Annotated in this window: 21 protein-coding genes; 10 read left to right on the top strand and 11 right to left on the bottom strand. The window is 57.5% G+C overall.

Features of this window, described 5'->3' with window-relative positions:
- Positions 1 to 34: 34 nt before the first annotated feature.
- From NB069_RS02125 to tamA, 5 genes are all read right to left on the bottom strand, one after another.
- Complete coding sequence (locus NB069_RS02125) at positions 35 to 385, bottom strand: type II toxin-antitoxin system ChpB family toxin (protein WP_250587354.1); 351 nt, start codon at positions 383 to 385, stop codon at positions 35 to 37.
- Positions 379 to 630, bottom strand: coding sequence for an AbrB/MazE/SpoVT family DNA-binding domain-containing protein (locus NB069_RS02120; RefSeq protein WP_250587352.1), 252 nt, complete (start codon positions 628 to 630; stop codon positions 379 to 381). The genes NB069_RS02125 and NB069_RS02120 overlap by 7 nt, the downstream gene beginning before the upstream one ends.
- Positions 631 to 839: 209 nt before the next feature.
- Positions 840 to 1,184 (bottom strand): gamma-glutamylcyclotransferase family protein, encoded by a 345-nt coding sequence (locus tag NB069_RS02115; protein WP_039028479.1) that lies wholly within the window; start codon positions 1,182 to 1,184, stop codon positions 840 to 842.
- Positions 1,185 to 1,186: 2 nt separating this feature from the next.
- Entirely contained in the window at positions 1,187 to 4,963 is a 3,777-nt protein-coding gene (tamB, locus tag NB069_RS02110) for an autotransporter assembly complex protein TamB (protein ID WP_250587350.1), read from the bottom strand.
- On the bottom strand, positions 4,960 to 6,693 hold the full coding sequence (gene tamA / locus NB069_RS02105; RefSeq protein WP_250587348.1) for an autotransporter assembly complex protein TamA: 1,734 nt from the start codon (positions 6,691 to 6,693) through the stop codon (positions 4,960 to 4,962). Before tamA ends, tamB begins: the two co-directional genes overlap by 4 nt.
- Before the next feature lie 223 nt (positions 6,694 to 6,916).
- Here tamA and msrA point away from each other — a divergent pair, with 223 nt between their 5' ends.
- The gene (gene msrA / locus NB069_RS02100; RefSeq protein WP_250587346.1) at positions 6,917 to 7,558 is read left to right on the top strand and encodes a peptide-methionine (S)-S-oxide reductase MsrA; all 642 of its coding nucleotides are present in this window, start codon (positions 6,917 to 6,919) and stop codon (positions 7,556 to 7,558) included.
- A gap of 189 nt (positions 7,559 to 7,747) precedes the next feature.
- The gene (locus NB069_RS02095) at positions 7,748 to 9,085 is read left to right on the top strand and encodes a hemolysin family protein (protein WP_250587344.1); all 1,338 of its coding nucleotides are present in this window, start codon (positions 7,748 to 7,750) and stop codon (positions 9,083 to 9,085) included.
- A gap of 57 nt (positions 9,086 to 9,142) precedes the next feature.
- Here the strand turns inward: NB069_RS02095 and NB069_RS02090 are convergent, their stop codons facing one another.
- Positions 9,143 to 9,349 (bottom strand): DUF1107 domain-containing protein, encoded by a 207-nt coding sequence (locus NB069_RS02090; RefSeq protein ID WP_032616223.1) that lies wholly within the window; start codon positions 9,347 to 9,349, stop codon positions 9,143 to 9,145.
- A gap of 327 nt (positions 9,350 to 9,676) precedes the next feature.
- Here NB069_RS02090 and NB069_RS02085 point away from each other — a divergent pair, with 327 nt between their 5' ends.
- Positions 9,677 to 10,234, top strand: a complete 558-nt coding sequence (locus NB069_RS02085; RefSeq protein WP_250587342.1) for a YtfJ family protein — start codon at positions 9,677 to 9,679, stop codon at positions 10,232 to 10,234.
- On the opposite strand, the gene cysQ is transcribed toward NB069_RS02085, so the two are convergent.
- Positions 10,228 to 10,968, bottom strand: a complete 741-nt coding sequence (cysQ, locus tag NB069_RS02080) for a 3'(2'),5'-bisphosphate nucleotidase CysQ (protein WP_250587340.1) — start codon at positions 10,966 to 10,968, stop codon at positions 10,228 to 10,230. The two genes, NB069_RS02085 and cysQ, sit on opposite strands and share 7 nt — an antisense overlap.
- A 190-nt stretch (positions 10,969 to 11,158) precedes the next feature.
- Here cysQ and NB069_RS02075 point away from each other — a divergent pair, with 190 nt between their 5' ends.
- On the top strand, positions 11,159 to 13,102 hold the full coding sequence (locus NB069_RS02075) for a bifunctional 2',3'-cyclic-nucleotide 2'-phosphodiesterase/3'-nucleotidase (RefSeq protein ID WP_250587338.1): 1,944 nt from the start codon (positions 11,159 to 11,161) through the stop codon (positions 13,100 to 13,102).
- 112 nt (positions 13,103 to 13,214) lie between these two features.
- Here the strand turns inward: NB069_RS02075 and NB069_RS02070 are convergent, their stop codons facing one another.
- Positions 13,215 to 13,595, bottom strand: coding sequence for a winged helix-turn-helix transcriptional regulator (locus NB069_RS02070; RefSeq protein WP_250587336.1), 381 nt, complete (start codon positions 13,593 to 13,595; stop codon positions 13,215 to 13,217).
- Between the two features lie 89 nt (positions 13,596 to 13,684).
- Here NB069_RS02070 and NB069_RS02065 point away from each other — a divergent pair, with 89 nt between their 5' ends.
- The 3 genes from NB069_RS02065 to NB069_RS02055 all read left to right on the top strand — a co-directional run bounded on the left by NB069_RS02065 (position 13,685) and on the right by NB069_RS02055 (position 16,474).
- A complete protein-coding gene (locus NB069_RS02065; protein WP_250587334.1) occupies positions 13,685 to 14,533 on the top strand; it encodes an SDR family oxidoreductase in 849 nt (282 codons plus the stop codon).
- A gap of 81 nt (positions 14,534 to 14,614) precedes the next feature.
- Entirely contained in the window at positions 14,615 to 15,439 is an 825-nt protein-coding gene (locus NB069_RS02060; protein WP_250587332.1) for an AraC family transcriptional regulator, read from the top strand.
- A gap of 75 nt (positions 15,440 to 15,514) precedes the next feature.
- Positions 15,515 to 16,474: a DMT family transporter gene (locus tag NB069_RS02055; RefSeq protein ID WP_250589434.1), complete on the top strand. Its 960-nt coding sequence runs from the start codon at positions 15,515 to 15,517 to the stop codon at positions 16,472 to 16,474.
- Between the two features lie 69 nt (positions 16,475 to 16,543).
- Here the strand turns inward: NB069_RS02055 and NB069_RS02050 are convergent, their stop codons facing one another.
- On the bottom strand, positions 16,544 to 18,193 hold the full coding sequence (locus tag NB069_RS02050) for a methyl-accepting chemotaxis protein (RefSeq protein ID WP_250587330.1): 1,650 nt from the start codon (positions 18,191 to 18,193) through the stop codon (positions 16,544 to 16,546).
- Between the two features lie 243 nt (positions 18,194 to 18,436).
- On the opposite strand from NB069_RS02050, the gene ytfE reads away from it, so the two are divergent.
- Together ytfE and NB069_RS02040 are read left to right on the top strand one after the other, a co-directional pair.
- The gene (gene ytfE / locus NB069_RS02045; RefSeq protein WP_250587328.1) at positions 18,437 to 19,099 is read left to right on the top strand and encodes an iron-sulfur cluster repair protein YtfE; all 663 of its coding nucleotides are present in this window, start codon (positions 18,437 to 18,439) and stop codon (positions 19,097 to 19,099) included.
- 133 nt (positions 19,100 to 19,232) lie between these two features.
- A complete protein-coding gene (locus NB069_RS02040; RefSeq protein ID WP_434543617.1) occupies positions 19,233 to 20,309 on the top strand; it encodes an IS481 family transposase in 1,077 nt (358 codons plus the stop codon).
- Between the two features lie 109 nt (positions 20,310 to 20,418).
- Here the strand turns inward: NB069_RS02040 and cycA are convergent, their stop codons facing one another.
- Both cycA and fklB read right to left on the bottom strand, forming a co-directional pair.
- Positions 20,419 to 21,828 carry a D-serine/D-alanine/glycine transporter gene (gene cycA, locus NB069_RS02035; RefSeq protein WP_250587325.1) on the bottom strand — a complete coding sequence of 470 codons (1,410 nt, stop codon included), beginning with the start codon at positions 21,826 to 21,828 and terminating at the stop codon, positions 20,419 to 20,421.
- Between the two features lie 309 nt (positions 21,829 to 22,137).
- On the bottom strand, positions 22,138 to 22,758 hold the full coding sequence (fklB, locus tag NB069_RS02030) for an FKBP-type peptidyl-prolyl cis-trans isomerase (protein ID WP_250587324.1): 621 nt from the start codon (positions 22,756 to 22,758) through the stop codon (positions 22,138 to 22,140).
- Positions 22,759 to 22,989: 231 nt separating this feature from the next.
- Here fklB and NB069_RS02025 point away from each other — a divergent pair, with 231 nt between their 5' ends.
- Positions 22,990 to 23,628 carry an OapA family protein gene (locus tag NB069_RS02025; protein WP_250587322.1) on the top strand — a complete coding sequence of 213 codons (639 nt, stop codon included), beginning with the start codon at positions 22,990 to 22,992 and terminating at the stop codon, positions 23,626 to 23,628.
- Positions 23,629 to 23,638 lie beyond the last annotated feature (10 nt).

The following is a 23,638-nucleotide window of genomic DNA, read 5'->3' as shown; positions in this document are numbered from 1 at the left end:
CGCCTTACCCGGCCTACAAAATCTTTAGCTTTCGTTAATCAACGATTGCCTGAAGGCGCATAAGCGCATCCTGCACAACGTCATCCGTCGCAACCGCAACCTTTATGGCCTGCCGGGCCTTCAGGTCCATCATGCGAATCTGATTGACCAGAATGACGCCCTGCACATCGCCCTCTTCACAGCTGACAGGCACGCAAAACCCAGCGTAGCGGGCAAAATTCCCACCCTGGGTAATGGGCGCAACCAGTACCATGCCGAGCTGATTGAATGCGCTGACGGACAGCACCAGCGCCGGACGACCTTCGCCTTGCTGCTCATGGCCTGATGAAGGTGAAAACCTGACCCGAACAATATCGCCCCGCTCAAAACCACGGGCCTTTACCATACTTCATTGCCTGTCGGGTCTGACTTGCCCCACAGCGCGTCTTCGCCGATCTCTGGCGCAGCCATATCGCATTGCGCCAGCAACGCTTCCAGAGAATAACCTTTACTTACCGGCGTCAGCACCAGCTGATTGTCTACCACTTGAGCATCCATACTTTGGCCCACCTGCATATTGAGTTCCAGCATGACAACGCCGGGAATGACCACACCCGCACTGTTGCCCCATTTTTTGATTGTAATACGCATCTTCACCCCTCCGAGTTATACAAAGTATAACTCAAAAAGGTGCGATGACTGTTTTACGCCAGTGCACATTTGCAGGCCAGCATAAAATTCATTTGCAGGAAAATTCAGGAAAGCATGCCAAAAAAAAATGAGAGAAAGCCAAAACTTGCAGTGCAAAATACGAGCTAACGCGCAAAAAACAACGCCACCCGAAGGTGGCGTTATTCGTATCAGTACTGGTCTCTGTCTAACCAGTTACCGCTTTCAATCAGCGTTAAGCCTTCCACCGAACGTTGGTACACGTACATCCATGCACTGCCGTAGGGCGTCTGGATCAACCGGCGAGCGTATTCCCCGCCTTTGGTGCGCAAGGCATCAAGTTCGGCCAGCGTGGCATTATCAATACGATAAACCTCACCCTGTACTGCTCCTTCCCCCGGAACGGCGCCTGGATAGTGGCCCAGGCTGTACAGCTGGTAGTTTTCAATACTGTAATCACCCAGCAACTGGGCGTTGGTCATCCAGTGGCTGTTGCCTTGCTTCGTTCTTAAACTGCCGTAGACAAATATTCGCATTGCTAAAACTCAAACTGATAGAGCAAATCGAGTGCCTGGTCTACGCCAGACACCGCTTCCAGATATAGCTTAGGCATCAGGCGATAGCGTAACGTGAGCGTCGCCAGCGAGTCAAAGATCCCCACACCATATTTCACCTGCAGACCCGGCAGTACATAGCCGCTGACCACCACCTGAGAGGAGTCACCGACCCCCTGGGTGTCCAGCGCCAGGTTGCTTACGCCAAAGGTCTCGCCGATTTTACCCACAACCTGACCACTTTGTGCAACCCCCAGACCGACTAACATTGACGTCATGGCCGCGCTGTCGCTCTGATTGCTGTCCAGCCCCTGCCCGCGCAGCAGGTATGAGAGCGCTTCCTGCTGGGACATTGCCGGGTCGGAGAAAATTTCCGCTTTCGGTTCGTCCGCGGTGCCGGTCACGCGCACCCCGGCGATCACATCATCTTCTGTGGCATCCGGGTTACGGATCGCTTCGATATTCAGCAGCGGCTGATCCGGCGGGCCGGAGAACAGCAGCTCGCCTTTACGCACCATCAAATCCTGGCCATAGGCGTGGAAGCGCCCTTCCGGGATGTTGATCTGCCCGTTCAGGCCCAGCCCCTGCTTATCCTGCGCCACTTTCAGATCGCCGGTCAGTCTGGCCTTCAGCCCAAACGCATCCAGACGCACGTTGTTACCCACATGCACGATCAGATTGCTGTTGATCGGGATAGAGGCGCTCTGCGGCTCTTCCGGCTGCAGGTTGTTGTTGAGCATCACCTCATCGCTGGAGACGCCCACCGCGCTTTCCGGCAGTTCATGCACCACGATACGGGCCCAGGGCACATCAACGCGGCCATCCAGGGTGAACAGCTGCGGCGTGGCCTCAAAGACCACGTCCGGCGAGACGTCTAAACGCACCATTGGCGGCACGGTGATACGCACCTTGCTGCCTTTGGCCGCCACGCGCGCGCGCCAGTTATCAAGCTGGCTCCAGTCCGCATCACCGCTGAGGTTGATCTGCCCCTGCTGGGTGCGTACGGTGCCCGCCAGGGTCGAGCTCATACCGTTGAAGTTCATCGCCAGCTGGCTCGGCAGCATATCGAACGGCATAAAGTTACCGTCGATATCAACGCCGTTCAGCTGCAACTGACCAAACAGCTGCGGGCTTTGGGCACTGCCCGCCAGCCGCAGGTTGGCATTCAGCATGCCTGCCGCCTTCTCGCCGCGGGAGAAGATGGCGTTCGCCATCGCCAGGTTGAGATTGCGAATGTTGACGTTGCCGCCCAGATTGCGCCGCCCTTGCGGATCGGTCACCTGGATCTGGCCGTCCAACTGGCCGTTGTTGGTAAGGCGGATCAGCCAGCCCAGCTCGGCGCGGTTGTTATGCAGATCGGCGGTGAGATTCAGGGTGCTGAAGGCCAGCGGCAGCGGCGCATCGTTCACCACCTGCGTTACCTTCACGTTACGCCCGGCGAGGGTAACGTTGCCCTCCGGCAGCCCCGGTTTGGTGGCATCCCAGGAGACATCCGCTTTGCCGCTGAACACGCCGCTCGCCTGAGTGGTGTCCGGCATAAACGGCTTGAGCATCGCCAGATCGAAGCGGTTAAGATTGACCACCGCCCGCCCTTCGGCACCGGCATCAATGGTTTGAGGGACGCACAGCTCGGCATTCGGGTTGGTCCAGCAGTGCGGACCGATGCTGATTTTCTGCTCCGCGTTGCGGTAATCCAGGGCAATCGAGCGGGCTAACGACCACGGCCCCACCGGGGTGGTAAAGCGGGTGTTATCCAGAGTGCCTTTCCAGCGGGTCTCCTGGCGGTCAAAACTGCCCGCCAGATGCAGCTGGCCGGAAACCGGCTCCCCCTGAATACGCAGCTGAAGGTCGTGCTGCTTCTCGCTGCCTTTGGCCTCCAGCGTCACCTGATCGAGGTTTACGCCCGGCTGTGAAATCCGATCGACCCGCAGGTTCAGGTGTCCGGCGATCTGATCGGTGGATTTCACGTCACCGTCCACCCGCACCCGGGCGATGGTAAGCTCCTGCCAGCGCAGGCCGTTGGCGGTGATATCCGCCAGCAGCTGCGGTGCTTCAACCGTGCCGCGCACCTTCAGCAGCCCTTTCGCGGTGCCGCCCAGCCCCGGCAGAGCATTATCAAGATTCGGTGCGTCGATGGTGGCATCCAGCTCGAGATCTTTCACCCCCAGCTCGCCCTTGATGTCAGCGGTGTTGCGACCGAGCGCGACGTGCAGGCCCGGGATCACCCACTGCAGGTAGCTGTTACCCTTCAGCGAGCCGTTCACATCCACTTTGTTCTGCTTCACGTTGCCGGTGATTTTCAGCTCCGGCACCTCCATCTGCCAGCTTCCGCCGTACAGACTGCCGCGCGTCTTGATCAGGCCATTGAGCTTAGAAGGCCAGTCCGGCACCTCTTTGGCGGTGTTGATCCCGGTGAGCTTCAGCTCTCCGCGCCAGCTGATCGCTTTCTGCCAGTCCAGCAGCGCCGTCAGCTCGGTTTTGCCTTCCAGCGCCGCGACCGTCAGCTTATCGAGGTTAATCTGCTGCTCGTTGCCCTTCGCATCCAGCGTGATACTTGCTGGCGGCAGCCCCTGCCCTTTCACATCCGTGCGGAACGAGAGCGTGTAGTCTGTCATCTTGCCGGTGAGCTTCAGCTTCACGTCGTCGGCCTGATACTGTTTCTCGCCGGTAAACGGCCAGTACAGCTGCTCGCTCACCACCTCCAGGTTAAGCGGCAGGCCCGCCTCCGCCAGCCGGGTCTGGCCGCGCAGCACCACGTCTACCGGGCCGGAGAGGTTAACGCCAAACTCCAGCTGGTCGCGCAGGGCGCCGCCAACCTTCAGCTTCACCTTCTCGCCTTTAATCGGGTCGATGTTCAGGGTGCTATTGAGGGTGATATCGACCGGCCAGTTATCCTGCAACAATGCGTTGCCGGTGGCGTTGACGCTGCCCTGGTTGGTGTCGATATCCAGCGCATCGAGCTTCATGTTGCCGTCGATACTGCTCACTTTCAGCAGCATGTTGAAGACCGTCAGATCGGTGTCGCCGGTCAGGCGCAGCTGCTCGCCTTTAAACTCTTCGATATTGAGGTTCAGCGGCAGATGGACGTCGGTCATCTCCGGCAGCACGGGTTCAGAGAAGAGTTCTTTCAGGGTTTCGCCCAGCGGCTTCTCTTCCGGCTGCGGGTTCTGAATTTTTGGCTCGACGATCTCTTCCTGCGCTACGTCCGCCACTTTCGGCAGGGCAATCAGCAGCCCTTGCAGGTTGGTTGGGGTTAAGGTCAGGTTCTTCTCCCGCCAGCGCAGGCCGGAGTTGAAATCCATCACCGACACGGTGGTGTCGTCGATTTTGACGTTGACGTTATTCAGCGCCACCCGGTAGAGCGCGATCGGGTACGGCGTGGAGAGATCCAGCGGCCCGCTCTCCTCTTCGGCGACCGGCTCCGACTGCGGCATTTTTTTCGAATCAATCGTCACGAAAACATCTTTTAACGACAGATCGTTAATGCACAGGCTGCTGTCACGCAGGCAGCCGAGCTTCACCGCCAGATGCAGATCCCCGGCATTGACCGCCACGCCCGGCTGGTCGTAGCGAACGTTTTTCAGATGTAAGTCGCGCCAGCCGCCGGTGACCTGGCCAATCTCCAGCCCCGGGACCCAGCGGTCAGCCGCCTTAAACAGCATGTGCAGGCCGCTGGTGGTGCCCACCAGCCAGGCCACTGCAGCCAGCAACAGCAGGATAAACACCAGGACGCCGAGGCTGATTTTCTTCCATAAACTCATAATTCAGGCCCCAGACCGATGTAGAACTGCAAACCGTGTTCATCTTTATCGCCCACCGGCACGGCGAAATCGAGCTTGATCGGCCCGACCGGTGATTCCCAGCGCACGCCGACGCCTGCGCCGGTTTTAAAGTCGCTGCGGCGGATATCGCTCACTGCTTCCCCGCTGTCGATAAAGGTTGCGCCCCACCATTTTCCGGTGACGTTGTACTGATACTCCAGCGAGCCGGTGGCCAGCTTGGAGGCCCCGATCAGCTTGCCGTCGTCATCTTTTGGCGCGATGGATTTGTATTTATAGCCACGAATGCTGCGATCGCCCCCGGCGAAGAAACGCAGGTCCGGCGGCACTTTTTCAAAATCACCGGTTTCAATCCAGCCCAGGTTGCCGCGCACCACAAAGCGATGGCGATCGTAGAAGGTGCGGATCCAGACGTTCTGCGCCTGTACTACGGAGAAATCCACATCCGAGCCCCAGGCGGTATTGGAATAATCTATCGAATAGCGCTGGGAATCCCCCCAGTCCGGCATCAGCCCGCCGCGGGATCGGGTCCGGCTGATCATCACCCCCGGATAAAACAGCATGGTGGTGTTGGTGACATTAGCCTGGGTAAAGTGGTCGAGGCTCCAGCGCAGGTTGATGGCACGCTGCCAGCCGCTGGAGAGATCCCAGTAGCGCGACACGGCGAGGGTCGTGGAATCCGCTTCGGTATCGTTAAGATCGGTGCGCTTAAAGCCACCCTGGACCAGGTAATATTGCTCAAGCGGGTTTTTCAGCAGCGGCATTTTATAGCTGAAATCGAGCTGCTGTTCCGGGGCGGAAAGGCTGAGGTTGCTGGTCAGGCTGTGGCCGTAAGAGTTCATCCACGGCTTTTTCCACGACGCTTTAACCCGCGGGCCGACGTCGGTGGAGTAGCCCACCCCGGTTTCGATGGTGTTCTCGGTGCGCGGAGAGACCACGCCGTGCAGCGGCAGCACTTTGGTCTGTCGCGCTTTATCGAACTCCGGCGCCACGACCACCGAATTGAACCAGCCGGTGGCGGACAGGCGACGGTTAAGCTCCGCCAGATCTTTTGACTCGTAGTAATCCCCCTCTTTAAAGGGGATCAGATTTTGCAGATATTCATCGCGGATCTGCGAGCCTTCGAAGGTGACGTCGCCAAAGCGGTAGCGTTCCCCGCTGTCGTAGTCGATATCCCAGAACGCCTGATGCCTGTCGAGGGCAATACCCAGCTGGCTTTTATTGAACTGGCTGTCGAAGTAGCCCTTGCGCAGCGCGACCTTAGTCAGATCTTTTTTGAAGCCGTCATAGTCGCTGTGGTTAAGTACGGTGCCGTTTTTGGGCCGCGTGTTCAGCAGATCCAGATAGTCACGATCCGTGCGTGCGCCACCGCGCAGCACCACATCAGTGCCACCGATCAGTACCGGAACGCCCGGCTTGACGCGGGCAATCAACACCTGCCGCCCTTTGGCCGGAGGTGGACGCAGTTCGAAGTCGATGGTCGGTTCGTAGTAGCCGAGCGCTTTTAAACCACCGCGGATGGCGTCGTCCACGCGCGCCCGAAAGCGACGGTCTGGCGTCACTTCGTCGCTCTGAATAGTGGACAGCTGCGCGCGTACGTTTTTTTCCAGCGCCCCGGATAACCCCTCAACCTGCAAACGAACATTCGCCGCGCTGGCGATTCCGCTTGTCAGCAAAACACTGACTAAACATAACTGGCGGATTTTTGGCACGTTTTCTCCTGAATATCCTTGTTTCCACCCCTGGAAGCATATGAAGTGCCGCTCCGCAGCAAATCACGGCAAAAGCCCAAAACCCAACAGACGGGTTGAAAAATGGTTAAACAACCTAATATTTCTTATGTTTAAATCTAGACTCATTCACCGCATTTATTGTGTTCAATTAAACGCGTCGTGACAACCTTAACCCAAACATCACCTACCCGGAGGCCACACCGTGAGTTTATTTGATAAAAAACACCTTGTTGCTCAGGCGGATGCATTACCGGGACGTAACACCCCTATGCCAGTCGCCACCCTGCACGCGGTTAACGGTCACTCCATGACCAACGTCCCGGACGGTATGGCGGTCGCCCTGTTCGCGATGGGCTGCTTCTGGGGCGTTGAGCGCCTGTTCTGGCAACTGCCGGGCGTCTACAGCACCGCGGCTGGCTACACCGGCGGTTATACCCCGAACCCAACCTACCGCGAAGTCTGCTCCGGCCAGACCGGCCATGCCGAGGCGGTACGGGTGGTGTATGACCCGAACGTCGTCAGCTACGAACAGCTGCTGCAGGTGTTCTGGGAAAACCACGACCCGGCGCAGGGTATGCGTCAGGGTAATGACCACGGTACCCAGTACCGCTCGGCGATCTATCCGCTCACGCCAGAGCAGGATGCTGCGGCCCGCGACAGTCTGGCACGTTTCCAGCAGGCGATGCACGCCGCCGGTGACGATCGCCATGTGACCACTGAAATCACCAGTGCGCTGCCGTTCTACTATGCCGAAGACGATCACCAGCAGTACCTGCATAAAAATCCGTACGGCTACTGCGGTATCGGCGGCATCGGTGTCTGCCTGCCGCCTCAACTGGCATAACAGTAAGCCGGTTTTGCCTGATTACGAGCAAAACCGGCTCAAAAAGTGATCTCTGGCGGGTTTACAGACATTTACGCTATACTAGCCGCTGAAATAACCCGCTCAACGCTACGAGCAGGTGTTCAATGTGTATTCACACAAATGTAATTAACTTCCCTTCCGAGGCTCTGGCTAAAAGCCGGATAAACTATGTTAAACAGTATTTTAGTAATACTTTGCCTGATTGCCGTTAGTGCTTTTTTCTCAATTTCCGAGATTTCTCTGGCTGCGTCCCGTAAAATCAAACTGAAACTGCTCGCCGATGATGGCGATCTCAACGCGCAACGCGTCCTGAAAATGCAGGAAAACCCGGGGATGTTCTTCACCGTGGTGCAAATTGGCCTCAACGCGGTTGCCATTCTTGGTGGTATCGTGGGTGATGCGGCATTCTCGCCCGTCCTCCACAGCCTTTTCTCGAAGTACTTCTCTCCAGAGCTTTCCGAGCAGCTGAGCTTTATTCTCTCCTTCTCGCTGGTGACTGGCCTGTTCATTCTGTTTGCCGATTTGACCCCGAAACGCATCGGTATGATTGCGCCAGAAGCTGTGGCTTTGCGCATCATCAACCCGATGCGCTTCTGTCTGTTCATATTCCGCCCGCTGGTGTGGTTCTTTAACGGCCTCGCCAACACTATTTTCCGCCTGTTTAAGCTGCCGATGGTGCGTAAAGATGACATCACCTCTGATGACGTTTATGCGGTATTCGAAGCCGGAGCGCTGGCGGGGGTGCTGCGTAAGCAGGAGCATGAGCTGATCGAGAACGTGTTTGAGCTGGAATCCCGTACCGTGCCGTCATCCATGACCGGACGTGAAAACGTCATCTGGTTCGATCTGCATGAAGACGAGCAGAGCCTGAAGACCAAGGTGGCGGAACATCCGCACTCCAAGTTCCTGGTGTGTAACGAAGATATCGACCACATCATCGGCTATGTGGACTCGAAAGACCTGCTGAACCGCGTGCTGGCGAACCAGAGCCTGACGCTGAACAGCGGCGTGCAGATCCGCAATACCCTGATCGTCCCGGACACCCTGACGCTCTCCGAAGCGCTGGAAAGTTTCAAAACCGCCGGGGAAGACTTCGCGGTGATCATGAATGAATACGCCCTGGTAGTGGGTATCATCACCCTGAATGACGTGATGACCACCCTGATGGGCGATCTGGTAGGCCAGGGGCTGGAAGAGCAGATTGTGGCGCGCGATGAGAACTCATGGCTGGTGGACGGCGGTACGCCGATAGACGACGTCATGCGCGTGCTGGACATCGACGAGTTCCCGCAGTCGGGCAACTACGAGACCATTGGCGGCTTTATGATGTTCATGCTGCGTAAGATCCCGAAACGTACCGACTCGGTGAAGTTCTCGGGCTATAAGTTTGAAGTGGTGGATATCGACAACTACCGCATCGACCAGCTGCTGGTGACGCGCATCGACAATAAACCGACGGTGCTGGTACCGAAACTACCCGACGCCGAAGAGAACGTATCGGCCTAAGCCAGAAACATCAACGGCTCCCTTTGGGAGCCGTTTTTTTACTGCATAGCACGTTGGTTAAGCCATCTCAGTTTGCAGACGCATAACCTGACGGTTGACTTCGGACATCACAGAAAAGTGCTGTTTATCCTTCACTTTCGGGACAAGGATTTTGCCCTTATCGAACTCAAAAGCGCCAACATCCTTGATATACAACCGTCCACGGAACAGGATTTTTACGTATTTAGCTACCTGAAGCGGATTGTAGCGTTGGAAAATTTTCATTCTATTATCTCCTGCGAATCATACGCTCTTGCGGCACCACAATCGGGCCGACCCTCTGGAGCGCAAATTTTGTTGCCCAATGACTATAGACGAGAAAAAAGGTGATACCCAGTCTGCATAAGTTTATTTACCTTTTGATGACAAATAATCAGAATATTCTTTGCAATCGTAACTTTCGGGCAGTATAAGCCATCGTTTTTGTGCAGATATGTGCGTTCCCCCTCACTCTGGCACCAGGATTGCGGGTAAAGCGCCGCGATCGCACTTATGATTAAAACATCAGACCAAGTGGTCGGATCACCTGCTAAAAACAAAAAGGAAAACACCATGACCTTACGTAACATCCTGGCAACTGCCTGCCTGATGCTGCCACTGATGGCTTCCGCACATAATTTTGAGAAAGGACAACGTGTGCCGCCGGTGGGCATTGCCGACCGGGGAGAATTGATCCTCGACAATAATGAGTTTAGCTACAAAACCTGGAATAGCGCGCAGCTCGTGGGCAAAGTGCGAGTGGTGCTACATATTGCCGGTCGCACATCGGCAAAAGAGAAAAACGCAACCCTGATTGAAGCGATCAAGGCGGCACATTTACCAAAAGATACTTATCAGACCACTACCGTCGTGAACACCGATGACGCGATACCGGGTTCCGGCATGTTCGTGCGCAGCAGTCTCGAGAGCAATAAAAAGCTTTATCCGTGGTCACAGTTCATTGTCGACAGCAACGGTGCCGCGCGTAGCGCCTGGCAGCTGGAAGAAGAGAGTTCGGCGGTCGTCGTGCTGGATAAAAAGGGTAACGTGCAGTGGGCAAAAGATGGCGCCCTGACCCAGGAAGAGGTGCAGCAGGTGGTTGCCCTGCTGCATAAGCTGCTCGGTCAGTAAAGCGAGACCCGGAAGCCCGGATTGAGGAACGATTCACGCGGGGTATAGTCGAGCGGCTTGCCCTGCCAGTCGTGAACATGGGCTCCCGCAGCGGCGGCAACGGCATGGCCTGCCGCCGTATCCCAGACGTTGGTTGGCCCAAAGCGAGGGTAGAGCTGCGCCTGCCCTTCTGCCACCAGGCAGAACTTCAGCGATGAGCCAATCGACGTTGTCTGGTGCTCACCCAGCTGGTGCAGATACTCCTCAAGCTCGTTATCTGAATGCGAACGGCTGATCACCACCAGCGGTGGCCGGGCATCACGCACCTGGATCTGCTTGCGCACGCCGCACTCTTCTTTCCACGCTTTGCCTTCGGCGGCGCTGTACATCACCTTCAGCACCGGGGCATAGACTACGCCCAGCACCGCTTTGCCTTTATCAATCAGGGCAATATTTACCGTGAATTCACCGTTACGTTTGATGAACTCCTTGGTGCCGTCCAGGGGATCAACCAGCCAGTAACGCTGCCAGTGCTGGCGCTCATCCCAGGGCTGGGGATCTTCTTCTGACAGCACCGGAATGTCGGGCGTTAATGCCTGCAGCCCCTGCAGGATCACCCCGTGTGCCGCGAGGTCGGCAGCGGTGACCGGGGAGTCGTCGATTTTACGGATCGTGTCCATTGGGACCTTGCCATCATAGACCTGCATAATGGCATCGCCCGCATCCCGTGCGAGCTGACAAATTTTATCTAACATTCTCCACCTCTTTGTTAACACAGTGGGTTTAACTCTTTGTTTTATTTATATCGCATTGTGAATAAATCCGCTATCTGTGAAGCAATTCCGGTTTCAGGGCTCTTTTTTCTGGCAGGATTCACAATTCTGTAAGCAAAAAAATATAGATACATATTCTTTTGTGGCCTGGATCTAAAAAAGGACTCCTCTGATGATTAAGTTTAGCGCAACGCTCCTGGCGACGCTGATTGCAGCGAGCGTACAGGCAGCGACGGTTGACCTCCGCATAATGGAAACCACCGACCTGCACAGCAATATGATGGACTTCGACTACTACAAAGACGCTCCGACGGAAAAGTTTGGCCTGGTGCGCACCGCCAGCCTGATTAACGCCGCCCGTAGCGAAGTGAAAAACAGCGTGCTGGTGGATAACGGCGACTTAATTCAGGGTAGTCCGCTTGGCGATTATATGGCGGCGAAGGGTCTGAAAAAGGGCGATGTGCATCCGGTTTACAAGGCGCTGAACACCCTGGATTACGCCGTGGGCAACCTCGGTAACCACGAGTTTAACTACGGGCTGGACTATCTGCATATGGCGTTGTCCGGGGCTAAATTCCCGTACGTTAACGCCAATATCATCGACGTTAAGACCAATAAGCCACTGTTCACGCCTTATCTGATCAAAGAGACCGCCGTTGTGGATCAGGATGGGAAATCACAGACCCTGAAGATTGGCTATATCGGTTTTGTCCCGCCGCAGATCATGACCTGGGATAAGGCCAACCTGAGCGGCAAAGTGACGGTCAACGACATTACCGAAACCGCCCGCAAGTATGTGCCGGAGATGCGCGAGAAAGGCGCCGACCTGGTGGTAGTGGTGGCCCACTCTGGCCTCTCTGCCGATCCGTACCAGGCGATGGCCGAAAACTCGGTCTACTACCTCAGCGAAGTAAAAGGAGTGGATGCCATTCTCTTCGGCCACGCCCATGCGGTGTTCCCGGGCAAAGATTTCGCCAGCATCAAGGGAGCCGACATTGCCAAAGGGACCCTGAACGGCGTGCCTGCGGTAATGCCGGGCATGTGGGGGGATCACCTTGGGGTGGTGGATCTGGTGCTGAATAATGATGGCGGTAAATGGCAGGTCACGCAGTCGAAGGCCGAAGCCCGGCCGATTTACGATCTGGCCGCCAAAAAAGCGCTGGTGGGCGAGGATCAAAAGATCGTCGAGGTGCTGAAGCACGATCACGACGCGACCCGCGAGTTTGTCAGCAAACCGATCGGCAAATCCGCCGACAACATGTACAGCTATCTGTCGCTGGTGCAGGACGATCCTACCGTGCAGGTAGTGAATATGGCGCAGAAAGCCTACGTGGAGAAATATATCCAGGGCGATCCGGACCTGGCGAAGCTGCCGGTGCTCTCCGCCGCCGCGCCGTTTAAAGTGGGTGGGCGTAAAAACGATCCGGCCAGCTATGTCGAAGTCGAGAAAGGCCAGCTGACCTTCCGTAACGCCGCCGATCTCTATCTTTATCCGAATACCCTGGTGGTGGTCAAAGCCACGGGGCAAGAGGTGAAGGAGTGGCTGGAGTGTTCAGCCGGGCAGTTTAACCAGATCGATACCAACAGCACCAAACCGCAGTCGCTGATTAACTGGGACGGCTTCCGCACCTATAACTTCGATGTGATCGACGGCGTGGAGTATCAGATTGACGTGTCGCAGCCGGCGAAATACGACGGCGAGTGCCAGGTGGTAAATGCCCAGGCCGAACGCATCAAGAACCTGACCTTTAACGGCAAGCCGATCGATCCAAAAGCGACCTTCCTGGTGGCGACCAATAACTACCGCGCCTATGGCGGGAAGTTTGCCGGTACCGGCGACAGCCATATCGCCTTCGCCTCCCCGGATGAGAACCGCTCGGTGCTGGCGGCGTGGATTGGCGAGCAGTCGAAGAAGCGTGGCGAAATCCATCCGGCAGCGGACAACAACTGGCGTCTGGCGCCCATCCACAGCGACGTGAAGCTGGATGTTCGCTTTGAGACCGCGCCAACGGAAAAAGCGGCGGCGTTTATCAAAGAGAAAGCGCAGTATCCAATGCAGCAGGTGGCCACCGATGAGATCGGATTTGCGATTTACCAGTTAGATTTGAGCAAATAGTAGCAAGTGCGTTTTTGCAGGCCGGGTAAGGTGAAGCCGCCACCCGGCAATCAGACCGCACAATGCCCGGCGGCCTGCGCTTGCCGGGCCTGCAAAACCGGGAGGCATGGCATCATGCCGCCCGCTCATCCCGGTTACCCATCACCTGCGGCAAATTCAGCTCGATCCAGTCGGCCAGCGCCGCCACCTTCTCGCTCACCTCTTCCCCCAGCGGGGTCAGGCTGTACTCCACGTGCGGGGGCACCACCGGAAACGACACGCGATTGATAAAGCCGTCCTGCTCCAGCGCCTGCAGCGACTGGGCCAGCATCTTCTCGCTCACCCCGCCCATTTTGCGGCGCAGATCGCTGAAGCGATGCGTTCCCTGACGCAGGGCCACCAGAATAAGCACGCCCCAGCGGCTGGTCACATGTTTGAGCACATCCCGGGAGGGGCACTGCTCGGCAAACAGATTGCCGTCGCGCATCTGCTCGCTGAGGGTCCGATTCGTCATTTGATACTTACCTTTTTGTACGTACTTACTAAAAGTTAGTTTGAGTGATAGTGTGCCACAACAGTCACCCGATACGAAGGATATTCATTATGATCGCAATCACCGGCGCTACCGGCCAGCTTGGCCAACTCGTTATTGAACAACTGCTGAACACCGTTCCGGCCAGCCAGCTGGTCGCCATTGTACGTAACCCGGCCAGGGCTGAGGCGCTGAGCCAGCAGGGCGTGACCGTGCGTCAGGCCGATTACACCGACCAGGCCGCCCTCACCCGTGCGCTTGCAGGCGTAGATAAACTGCTGCTGATCTCCTCCAGCGAAGTGGGCCAGCGCGCCCCGCAGCATCAGAACGTTATTAACGCGGCGAAGACGGCGGGGGTGAAATTCATCGTTTATACCAGCCTGCTGCATGCCGATACCTCGCCGCTGGGCCTGCACGTGGAGCATGTCGCCACCGAACAGGCTCTGGCAGACGCGGGCATTCCTTATGCCCTGCTGCGTAACGGCTGGTATACCGAAAACTATCTCGCCAGCGCCCCGCCTGCGCTGGAGCACGGCGTGTTCATCGGTGCGGCCAGTGAAGGCAAAATCGCCTCCGCCACCCGTGCCGACTATGCCGCCGCCGCTGCCCGGGTCATCAGCGAAGAGGGCCATGCCGGTAAAGTATATGAGCTGGCGGGTGACCATGCGTGGACATTAGGAGAACTGGCAGCCGAACTCAGCCGCCAGAGCGGTAAAAATGTGGTCTATCAGAACCTGAGCGAAGCCGATTTTGCCGCCGCGCTGAAGAGCGTGGGCCTGCCGGCGGGACTGGCGGATATGCTGGCCGATTCCGACGTGGGGGCCTCGAAAGGCGGCCTGTTTGATGATAGCCGCACCCTGAGCACGCTCCTGGGGCGCCCGACCACTCCGCTGGCGGAGAGCGTGAAGCATATCCTGTAATTGTTAAAAGCTGGTTAATTAGTGTGGCATCCCTGCGGGTCATCTCTGATAATAACAGTCTGACCCGCGAGGAGGCTCACCGTGCAAGGCGTACCGGAACAGTTCATTGATGAGAGAGACAGCGCGCGCTTCCGCCATCTGGCGCAGGTGCCGGGCGTCGAACTGTATCACGCGCACATCTCCCGTTACGCGTTTGAGCCCCATACCCACGAGGCCTTCGGGATCGGTGCCATTGAAGCCGGTGCCGAACGCTTTCGCTATCGCGGGACGCAGTACGTCGCCCCGGTCCACTCCGTCGTTACCATGAATCCTGATGAGCTGCACACCGGAGAGGCCGAAACCGCCGACGGCTGGCGCTACCGGATGATCTATCTCGAGCCGGATCTGCTTGAAGAGGTGACGGGGATCCGCCACTGGTGGTTCAGCGACGTTACTCGCCACGATCCCCGCCGTTCGCAGCAGATCTGTCAGCTGATCTACGGCCTGTGGCACACCGACGATCCCCTGGCGCAAAAAGGGCTGCTGCTGGATCTGATCGATACCTTCCAGCCGCTGGCGCGCCATGCGCCTGTCCTGCAGGAAGGCGCCCATCGTTTTGATCGCGTACGCGACTATCTGCACGACAACTATATGCACTCCCTGACGCTCGATGAGCTGGCGCAGGTGGTCTCGCTCAGCCCGTACCATTTCCAGCGCCAGTTCAAAGCCCATTTTCACGTCACGCCCCATCAGATGCTGATGGCGATCCGCCTCTGGCGCGCCAAAGCTTTTCTCACCCAGGGGCTGCCTGCGGCAGAGGTGGCCGCTGCGACGGGCCTGACCGACCAGTCGCACCTGACCCGGGCGTTTACGCGTCGGTATGGCATCACCCCCGTGCGCTACCAGAAACAGGTCACGCAGCGCTAATGCGCAATCTCATACAATACGCCCCCCTTTTGCCTTTCTACACTGCCAGCAGGTTCAACTAAGATGGATGGAAAAATGATTAGCGGCGTGTTGTATGCCCTGCTTGCAGGGTTAATGTGGGGGCTGATTTTTGTCGGTCCGCTGATCGTCCCGGAATACCCGGCGGCGTTGCAGTCGATGGGGCGCTATCTGGCGCTGGGGCTGATCGCCCTGCCCATCGCCTGGCTTGGCCGGGCGCGGTTACGCCAGCTTACAGGCCGGGACTGGCTGACCGCGCTGTCGCTGACCATGATGGGTAACCTCATCTATTACATCTGCCTGGCAAGCGCCATTCAGCGTACCGGCGCCCCCGTCTCGACGATGATTATCGGCACGCTGCCGGTGGTGATCCCGGTGTTCGCCAATCTGCTCTACAGCCAGCGCGACGGCAAACTGGCGTGGTCGAAGATGATCCCTGGCCTGCTTGCCATTGCGCTGGGGCTGGTGTGCGTGAATATCGCCGAGCTGCGCCATGGCGTGGCCGGGGGCAGCGGCTGGCGCTATGTGTCCGGTATCCTGCTGGCGTCAGTTTCAGTGGTCTGCTGGGCGTGGTATGCCCTGCATAATGCCCGCTGGCTGCGGGAAAACCCCGACAAGCATCCGATGATGTGGGCGACCGCCCAGGCGCTGGTGACGCTGCCAGTCTCGCTGGTGGGGTATATCGCCGCCTGCGCATGGCTGAATATGCAGCAGCCGGATTTTGCGCTGCCGCTGGGGCCGCGCCCCTGGGTCTTTCTTGGGCTGATGGTGGCGATTGCCGTCTGCTGCTCGTGGGTGGGCGCGCTGTGCTGGAACGTCGCCAGCCAGAAACTGCCGACGGTGATTTTAGGCCCGCTGATTGTCTTCGAAACCCTGGCCGGGCTGCTGTATACCTTCCTGATGCGCCAGAGTCTGCCGCCGCTGTTGACCAGCACGGGGATTATATTGCTGGTGGTGGGTGTGGTGATTGCGGTGAGCGCGAAACCGGAAAAACCGAGGGTCGTTCCGGTCTCGTAGGCCGGGTAAGCGTTAGCGCCACCCGGCAGGTTTTGTAGGCCGGGTAAGCGAAGCGCCACCCGGCGTCTGTCAGAAGGTTTCCCAGTTCGCGTCCGTGGTCGCCTGCACCGGTTTCGCTTTTGCGGTCCAGGTTTTCACCGGCGCGGCCTTAGCGGCCTGGCCCTTCGTAATCTTAAACACCGCCACCGCTTCGTTCAGGCGTGCCGCCTGCTCTTCCAGCGCCGCCGCCGCTGCCGCAGACTCCTCCACCAGCGAGGCGTTCTGCTGGGTGACGCGATCCATCTCGGCCACCGCCTGGCCGACCTGATCGATACCCCGGCTCTGTTCATCAGAAGCGGAAGCAATTTCGCCCATGATGTCGGTCACGCGGGTGACGGCGCTGACGATTTCCGCCATCGTCTCTCCGGCTTCGTGTACCAGCGCGGACCCGGCGCTCACGCGCGCACCAGAGTCGTCAATCAGGCCTTTGATCTCTTTCGCCGCCTGGGCGCTGCGCTGGGCCAGCGTACGCACTTCCCCGGCGACCACCGCAAACCCACGTCCCTGCTCTCCGGCACGCGCCGCCTCGACCGCTGCGTTCAGCGCCAGGATGTTGGTCTGGAAGGCGATACCGTCGATCACGTTGGTGATCTGGGCGATTTTGCTGGAGCTGTTGGCGATCTCGTCCATGGTGCGCACTACGCCTTCAACCACATTGCCGCCTTTCTTCGCGGTGCTGGAGGCATCCAGCGCCAGACGTGACGCCTGACGGGCGTTATCGGCGTTCTGCTTCACGGTCGCGGTCAGCTGCTCCATGCTGGCGGCGGTCTCTTCCAGAGAGGCCGCCTGCTGCTCGGTACGGGAAGAGAGGTCGTTGCTGCCTGCGGAGATTTCGCCCGCACCGGTATAAATGGTGTCAGAGCCCTCGCGGACCACGCCCACGGTATTAGCCAGCGCCTTCTGCATCTCATGCACATTATGCGCCAGCACCGCCATTTCATTTTTGCCCCGGGCATCGACAGGCTGCGTCAGGTCTCCTGCGGCGATTGCACGGATATGATCGATGACCTCCTGCAACGGCAGCAGCAGCACACGTCGCATGGCGATCCAGCTGGAGACAATAACGGCGATCACCAGAACCATCATTCCGGAAAGGATCCACAGGATACGTTTGTAGTCGCTTTCGTTATCCTGAATGCCTTTATCGGTAAGGGCAGCCTGTGCCTGGCGCCATTCACGATAGACTTTCTGCATTGCGGTCTGCTTCTGCTCGGCGTTCTGCTTAAACATATCTTCGAGATTGCCCTGGGAGAGCAGGAGGTTCATCTGGGTCAGGGTGGCCGAGTAGATGCGGTACTGCTCTTCCAGCTGGCTGGAGAGCTTTTCATCCAGGCCCGGCGTTTCCGGCAGCGCGTAGTATTTGTCGTAATGGGACTGGGCGTCAGCCAGCAGATTTTTCGCCGTGTTGACCAGCTCGTTCAACTGCCCACCGTTGATCTGCGAAGCCATACTGCTTTGCAGGCGCAGCATGCCGCGGTTCAGGGTGACGCGCGCCTGGTTAAGGCTGATCCACGCGTCGGTGAATTCGGCCACATTCTGGCTGGAAACCTGAGAAACGGTGAAGTTCTCTTTGTCGTTATTTAGCGCCTTGATGAAAATGCCGGCGGAGATCAGTTGCATGATCCCGAGCGCCAGCAGCACCGAAACCAGAAGGGTTATCACTTTTATACGTTTAAACATGCGTTGCCTTTTTTATATGCAGGTATTGTCTGACCTGTATCTATCGGCAGGCTTAGCGGGTTGTTTACCGTCTCAGAGCCTTTAAAAAGTTTCTAAACTCGTTTTTTAAATTCATTCATAGAGTTAAATCAGCTTTTTTTTGTGATCTGCTTCGCTTTTTTACCCCTGCCTATAAAGGGTTATAGCCTTGCCTTAAAGATGCATTTAAAATGCATCTTATAAACTAACATTGAGGTAACGACTATGGCCTTCCGCGACCAACCTTTAGGCGAGCTGGCGCTCTCCATCCCACGCGCGTCTGCGCTGTTTCGTAAATACGATATGGATTACTGCTGCGGCGGTAAGCAAACCCTGGCGCGGGCGGCGTCGCGCAAGGCGCTGGATCTGGACCTCATCGAAGCTGAACTGGCAAAACTGGCCGAGCAGCCGCTGGAAAAAGACTGGCGCAGCGTGGCGCTGGCAGAGATCATCGACCACATCATCGTGCGGTTCCATGACCGCCACCGCGAACAGCTGCCGGAGCTGATCCTGCAGGCCACCAAAGTTGAGCGCGTGCATGCGGAGAAGGCGTCTGTGCCGCGCGGCCTGGCGAAACACCTGACCATGCTGCATGAAGAGCTCTCCAGCCACATGATGAAGGAAGAGCAGATCCTGTTCCCGATGATCAAACAGGGGATGGGTAGCCAGGCGACGGGGCCTGTCAGCGTGATGGAAAGCGAGCATGACGACGCCGGTGAGCTGGTCGAGGTCATTAAGCACATCACCCATAACGTGACCCCGCCTGCGGATGCCTGCACCACCTGGCGCGCGATGTATAACGGGATTAACGAGATGATCGACGACCTGATGGAGCACATCAGCCTGGAGAATAACGTGCTGTTCCCGCGGGCATTGGCCGGGGAATAAAAAGGCCGCTGCGGCCTGATGCCCTCACCCCGGCCCTCTCCCTCTGTACGGTCCGGGGACATCATGAACACTTGTTCGGGGACATGGTAGACACTTACAACTGAAGCATAAGAACCCGTTTATGGAGTCGCTTATGCCGTGGGATGCGAGAGATACCATGTCATTACGTACTGAGTTTGTACTGTTCGCCTCGCAGGACGGGGCGAACATCCGCGCACTGTGCCGTCACTACGGCATCTCACCTGCCACCGGCTACAAGTGGCTCCGCCGCTGGGCTGAGGACGGTCTGCCTGGTCTTCAGGACCGCTCCCGCACGCCTCACCACTCCCCGAACCGTTCATCAGACGACATCGCTGACCTGCTGCGGATGGCCCATGCCCGTCATGAACGCTGGGGTGCACGCAAGATAAAGCGCTGGCTCGAAGACCAGGGGCACCGCATGCCCGCCTTCAGTACCGTCCACAGCCTGATGGCCCGCCACGGTCTGCTGCCGGGTACTTCACCGGGTATTCCCGCCACGGGACGCTTCGAACACGACGCACCGAACCGGCTCTGGCAGATGGATTTCAAGGGGCATTTCCCCTTCGGCGGCGGCCGCTGTCACCCGCTGACCCTGCTGGACGACCACTCCCGGTTTTCCCTGTGCCTGATGCACTGCCCCGATGAGCGGCGCGAGACCGTGCAGCAGCAGCTGGTCAGGGTGTTTGAGCGCTACGGCCTGCCGGACCGGATGACGATGGATAACGGCTCACCGTGGGGCGACACCACCGGCACCTGGACGGCGCTTGAGCTGTGGCTGATGCGCCAGGGTATCCGGGTGGGCCACTCCCGGCCTTACCATCCCCAGACGCAGGGCAAGCTGGAGCGCTTTCACCGCAGCCTGAAGGCGGAAGTCCTGCAGGGGAAGTGGTTTGCGAGCGAGGGCGAGCTGCAGCGCGCCTTTGACCACTGGCGGACGGTCTATAACCTTGAGCGCCCGCATGAGGGGCTGGATATGGCGGTTCCGGCCTCGCGGTATCAGCCGTCCGCGCGGCAGTACAGAGGCCATATAACGCCGCCGGAATATGACGGGGGCGTGATGATCAGGAAGGTGGATGTCAGCGGGAAGCTGAGCGTGAAGGGGGTCAGCCTGAGTGCGGGCAAGGCGTTCAGGGAAGTGGGGGTGATCGACCTGAAGAAAAAGTCGATCACCATGGGTAAAGGATGTTAAAAAGTGTTCACCATGTCCCCGAACACCTGTTTACCATGTCCCCGGACTGTACACCCTCAGGGAGAGGGAGAAAACATAAAAAACGGCAACCGAAGTTGCCGTTTTGCTTTTATCTTACGCCTGCCATCCGTTTCTTACCGATAAACAGCCAGCCCAGCCCCAGCGCGATAAACCACAGCGGCGTGACGATCAGCGCCTGGCGGGTATCCTCTTCCAGCGTCAGCAGGACCAGCACGAACACGAAGAACGCCATACAGACCCAGCACATCAGCTTGCCCAGCGGCATCTTGTAGATCGATTTTTCATGCAGATGCGGACGCTGTTTGCGGTACACCAGGTACGAGCACAGGATAATGGTCCAGACGAACATGAACAGGATCGCAGAGACGGTAGTGATCATGGTGAACGCACCAATCACGCTCGGGTTCACGTAGAGCATCACCACCCCGCCCAGCAGGCAGATACAGGAGAAGGTCAGCCCTTTCGCCGGTACCGCACGCTTAGAGAGCTTCGCAAACGCGGACGGCGCCACGCCTTCCTGAGCCAGACCAAACAGCATACGGCTGGTGGAGAATACGCCGCTGTTAGCCGACGAGGCCGCAGAGGTCAGTACCACGAAGTTAATCAGGCTCGCCGCAGCAGGCAGCCCGACCAGCACAAACAGCTCAACGAACGGGCTCTTGCTCGGTACGACGGAGCTCCACGGCGTGACCGACATAATGATGATCAGCGCAAAGACGTAAAACATGATGATACGCACGGGAATGGAGTTTATCGCCCGTGGCAGAGATTTCTCAGGATCTTTGGTTTCAGCGGCAGTGGTGCCTACCAGCTCAATCCCCACGAAAGCAAAGACCGCAATCTGGAAGCCAGCAAAGAATCCGCTCAGCCCTTTCGGGAACCAACCGCCGTCATCCCACAGATGGGTAAACGAAGCCTGCACGCCGCCCGGAGAGGTGAAGTGCGTCATCACCATCACCAGGCCGACCACGATCAGGCCAACAATGGCGACGATTTTGATCATCGCGAACCAGAACTCCATCTCACCGAACATTTTCACGGTAGCAAGGTTAAGGCTCAACAGCAGGACGATGACCGCCAGCGATGCTACCCAGTCTGACAGCCCCGGGAACCAGAACTGCGCATAGGCCGTAATGGCGACAACGTCGGCCATGCCGGTAACCACCCAACAGAACCAGTAGGTCCAGCCGGTGAAATAGCCTGCCCAGGGCCCGAGCAGGTCGGAGGCAAAGTCGCTGAAGGATTTGTATTCGAGATTCGAGAGCAGCAACTCGCCCATTGCACGCATCACGAAAAAGAGCATGAAGCCGATGATCATATAGACAAAAATGATCGACGGACCGGCAAGACTGATGGTTTTGCCTGACCCCATAAACAGCCCGGTGCCGATAGCACCGCCGATGGCGATAAGCTGAATATGACGGTTTGAGAGATTGCGCCGTAGCGACTGTTCAGACGGTGCCTCTTCGTCGGCAACGACTTTTACCTGATCTACCATGTGATGTTTTCCTGTTGTTACTGCCTGTGTTGTTTAGGCTCTTCTGGCCCTTTATTACGTCGAAAAGCGATGGCCCCGTTTAAGGACTCATCGATATTAGGTAAGAATCGGCGGGATGAATACTGTGATTTAAATATTATGTTAACAACTTGTTGAAACTTAGTGTCATGTCACTTAAGCCATGTAAAACAGCTCACAAAAATACACTTACTGTGACCTTTTGCAAGATAATCTGTTGATTGGCGCGTAACTATAGGTTTTTAAACTGATTTCCTCTCCCCGTTTGGGGAGAGGAAGAAGGCAGGTCGCTTACAGGATTTCCAGCAGCTCAACTTCGAAGACCAGGGTGCTGAATGGCGGAATCGACGCGCCAGCGCCACGCTCGCCGTAGGCCAGGTTCTGCGGGATAGTCAGTTCCCATTTAGAGCCGACCGGCATCAGGGTCAGGGCTTCGATCCAGCCTGGGATCACGCCGTTTACCGGGAATTCTGCCGGTTCGCCGCGGGCAACGGAGCTGTCGAACACAGTACCGTCGATCAGTTTACCGGTGTAGTGCACGCGAACATGGTCGGTACGCGCCGGAATTGGGCCTTCACCCTGAGTCAAGACGCGGAACTGCAGGCCGGTTTCGGTGCTGTTCACGCCTTCACGCTCACGGTTCTCTTCGAGGAATTTCTCGCCTGCCGCAGCCATCTCTTCGAAACGGGCGCGACGCACAGCGTCTGCACGTTCGTGAATTTCACGCAGCGCGCGGTGAACCACATCTACCGGAACCGCCGGTTGTTTACCTTCCAGCGCATCGGCGATACCCGCCACCAGCGCTTCAGGTAACAGACCCTGCAGACCTGATTCGCTCAGCTGCTGTCCTACCTGCAAACCAATGCCGTAGCTTGCTTGCGCTTCGATTGTGTCAAAAGTCGGGGTGGTCATGGGATTTCCTTCCATCAAATTTAAAGTAGCGGGCAGCATAACAGCCACCTTCCATCCGGTAAAACTTTGTCTTATGGAAAGATGACAAATTGCGACGAAACGGAAACAATAGAGACTATCTGGATTTTTCCCGAATGCGTGTCACGGAAGCCGGCTTTGTTACGCTCATCAGGCAGTTAGCAAACTATACTTCTCGGGACAGGAAAAAAGACGCGGAGCAGGAGGAGAGCCATGCCCGGGCCATTTGAACTAAAACCTACCCTGACGAAAATCTGGCATGCGCCAGACAACTTTCGCATCATGGACCCGCTGCCGCCCCTGCACCGCAGAGGCATTATTATTGGTGCGCTGATGGTGATTGTCGGTTTTCTGCTGCCAGGGGCAGACGACAGCACGACGGCGCCGGTTCGCCGCGATGCCGAACTGGATTTCCGTTCGCAGACGCAACCGCAGCCTGATGCACAGCCGATGCAGACGCAGCTGGTGGCACCCTCTAACGATCCCGACCAGGTCGCTCCTGTTGAGCCGGAGCCGATTCAGGAGGATCAACCTCAGGAGCAGGCCGCCGCGCCTGCCCAGTCCCAGCAGACCCCTCCCGGTATTGAGCAGCAGTGGCGGACCTATCGGGTAGAGCCGGGGAAAACGCTGGCGCAGCTGTTCCGCGATCATAACCTGCCGCCGACTGATGTTTATGCAATGGCGCAGGTTGAAGGGGCGGGCAAGCCGTTGAGCAACCTGCAAAACGGCCAGATGGTGCAGATCCGCCAGAATGCGAGCGGCGTGGTAACAGGGCTGACCATTGACATCGGCAATGGCCAGCAGGTGCTGTTTACCCGTCAGTCTGACGGCAGCTTTATCCGCGCCAAATAGCAGTTCGCCC

Origin of the sequence: Leclercia adecarboxylata (assembly GCF_023639785.1) — a bacterium.
GTDB lineage: Bacteria > Pseudomonadota > Gammaproteobacteria > Enterobacterales > Enterobacteriaceae > Enterobacter > Enterobacter adecarboxylatus_D.
The sequence above is the reverse complement of the archived record's forward strand: the minus strand, read 5'-3'. Positions and strand labels throughout refer to the sequence as shown.

What these genes read in the sequence shown, in the direction of transcription:
- NB069_RS02040 (WP_434543617.1), top strand. Translation starts at nt 19,233, where the DNA reads ATGCCGTGGGATGCGAGAGATACCATGTCATTACGTACTGAGTTTGTA.
- NB069_RS02095 (WP_250587344.1), top strand. Translation starts at nt 7,748, where the DNA reads ATGTTAAACAGTATTTTAGTAATACTTTGCCTGATTGCCGTTAGTGCT.
- NB069_RS02075 (WP_250587338.1), top strand. Translation starts at nt 11,159, where the DNA reads ATGATTAAGTTTAGCGCAACGCTCCTGGCGACGCTGATTGCAGCGAGC.
- NB069_RS02090 (WP_032616223.1), bottom strand. Translation starts at nt 9,349, where the DNA reads ATGAAAATTTTCCAACGCTACAATCCGCTTCAGGTAGCTAAATACGTA.
- NB069_RS02025 (WP_250587322.1), top strand. Translation starts at nt 22,990, where the DNA reads ATGCCCGGGCCATTTGAACTAAAACCTACCCTGACGAAAATCTGGCAT.
- NB069_RS02085 (WP_250587342.1), top strand. Translation starts at nt 9,677, where the DNA reads ATGACCTTACGTAACATCCTGGCAACTGCCTGCCTGATGCTGCCACTG.
- fklB (WP_250587324.1), bottom strand. Translation starts at nt 22,758, where the DNA reads ATGACCACCCCGACTTTTGACACAATCGAAGCGCAAGCAAGCTACGGC.
- NB069_RS02115 (WP_039028479.1), bottom strand. Translation starts at nt 1,184, where the DNA reads ATGCGAATATTTGTCTACGGCAGTTTAAGAACGAAGCAAGGCAACAGC.
- tamB (WP_250587350.1), bottom strand. Translation starts at nt 4,963, where the DNA reads ATGAGTTTATGGAAGAAAATCAGCCTCGGCGTCCTGGTGTTTATCCTG.
- cycA (WP_250587325.1), bottom strand. Translation starts at nt 21,828, where the DNA reads ATGGTAGATCAGGTAAAAGTCGTTGCCGACGAAGAGGCACCGTCTGAA.
- NB069_RS02070 (WP_250587336.1), bottom strand. Translation starts at nt 13,595, where the DNA reads ATGACGAATCGGACCCTCAGCGAGCAGATGCGCGACGGCAATCTGTTT.
- NB069_RS02120 (WP_250587352.1), bottom strand. Translation starts at nt 630, where the DNA reads ATGCGTATTACAATCAAAAAATGGGGCAACAGTGCGGGTGTGGTCATT.
- NB069_RS02055 (WP_250589434.1), top strand. Translation starts at nt 15,515, where the DNA reads ATGATTAGCGGCGTGTTGTATGCCCTGCTTGCAGGGTTAATGTGGGGG.
- cysQ (WP_250587340.1), bottom strand. Translation starts at nt 10,968, where the DNA reads ATGTTAGATAAAATTTGTCAGCTCGCACGGGATGCGGGCGATGCCATT.
- NB069_RS02065 (WP_250587334.1), top strand. Translation starts at nt 13,685, where the DNA reads ATGATCGCAATCACCGGCGCTACCGGCCAGCTTGGCCAACTCGTTATT.
- ytfE (WP_250587328.1), top strand. Translation starts at nt 18,437, where the DNA reads ATGGCCTTCCGCGACCAACCTTTAGGCGAGCTGGCGCTCTCCATCCCA.
- NB069_RS02125 (WP_250587354.1), bottom strand. Translation starts at nt 385, where the DNA reads ATGGTAAAGGCCCGTGGTTTTGAGCGGGGCGATATTGTTCGGGTCAGG.
- NB069_RS02050 (WP_250587330.1), bottom strand. Translation starts at nt 18,193, where the DNA reads ATGTTTAAACGTATAAAAGTGATAACCCTTCTGGTTTCGGTGCTGCTG.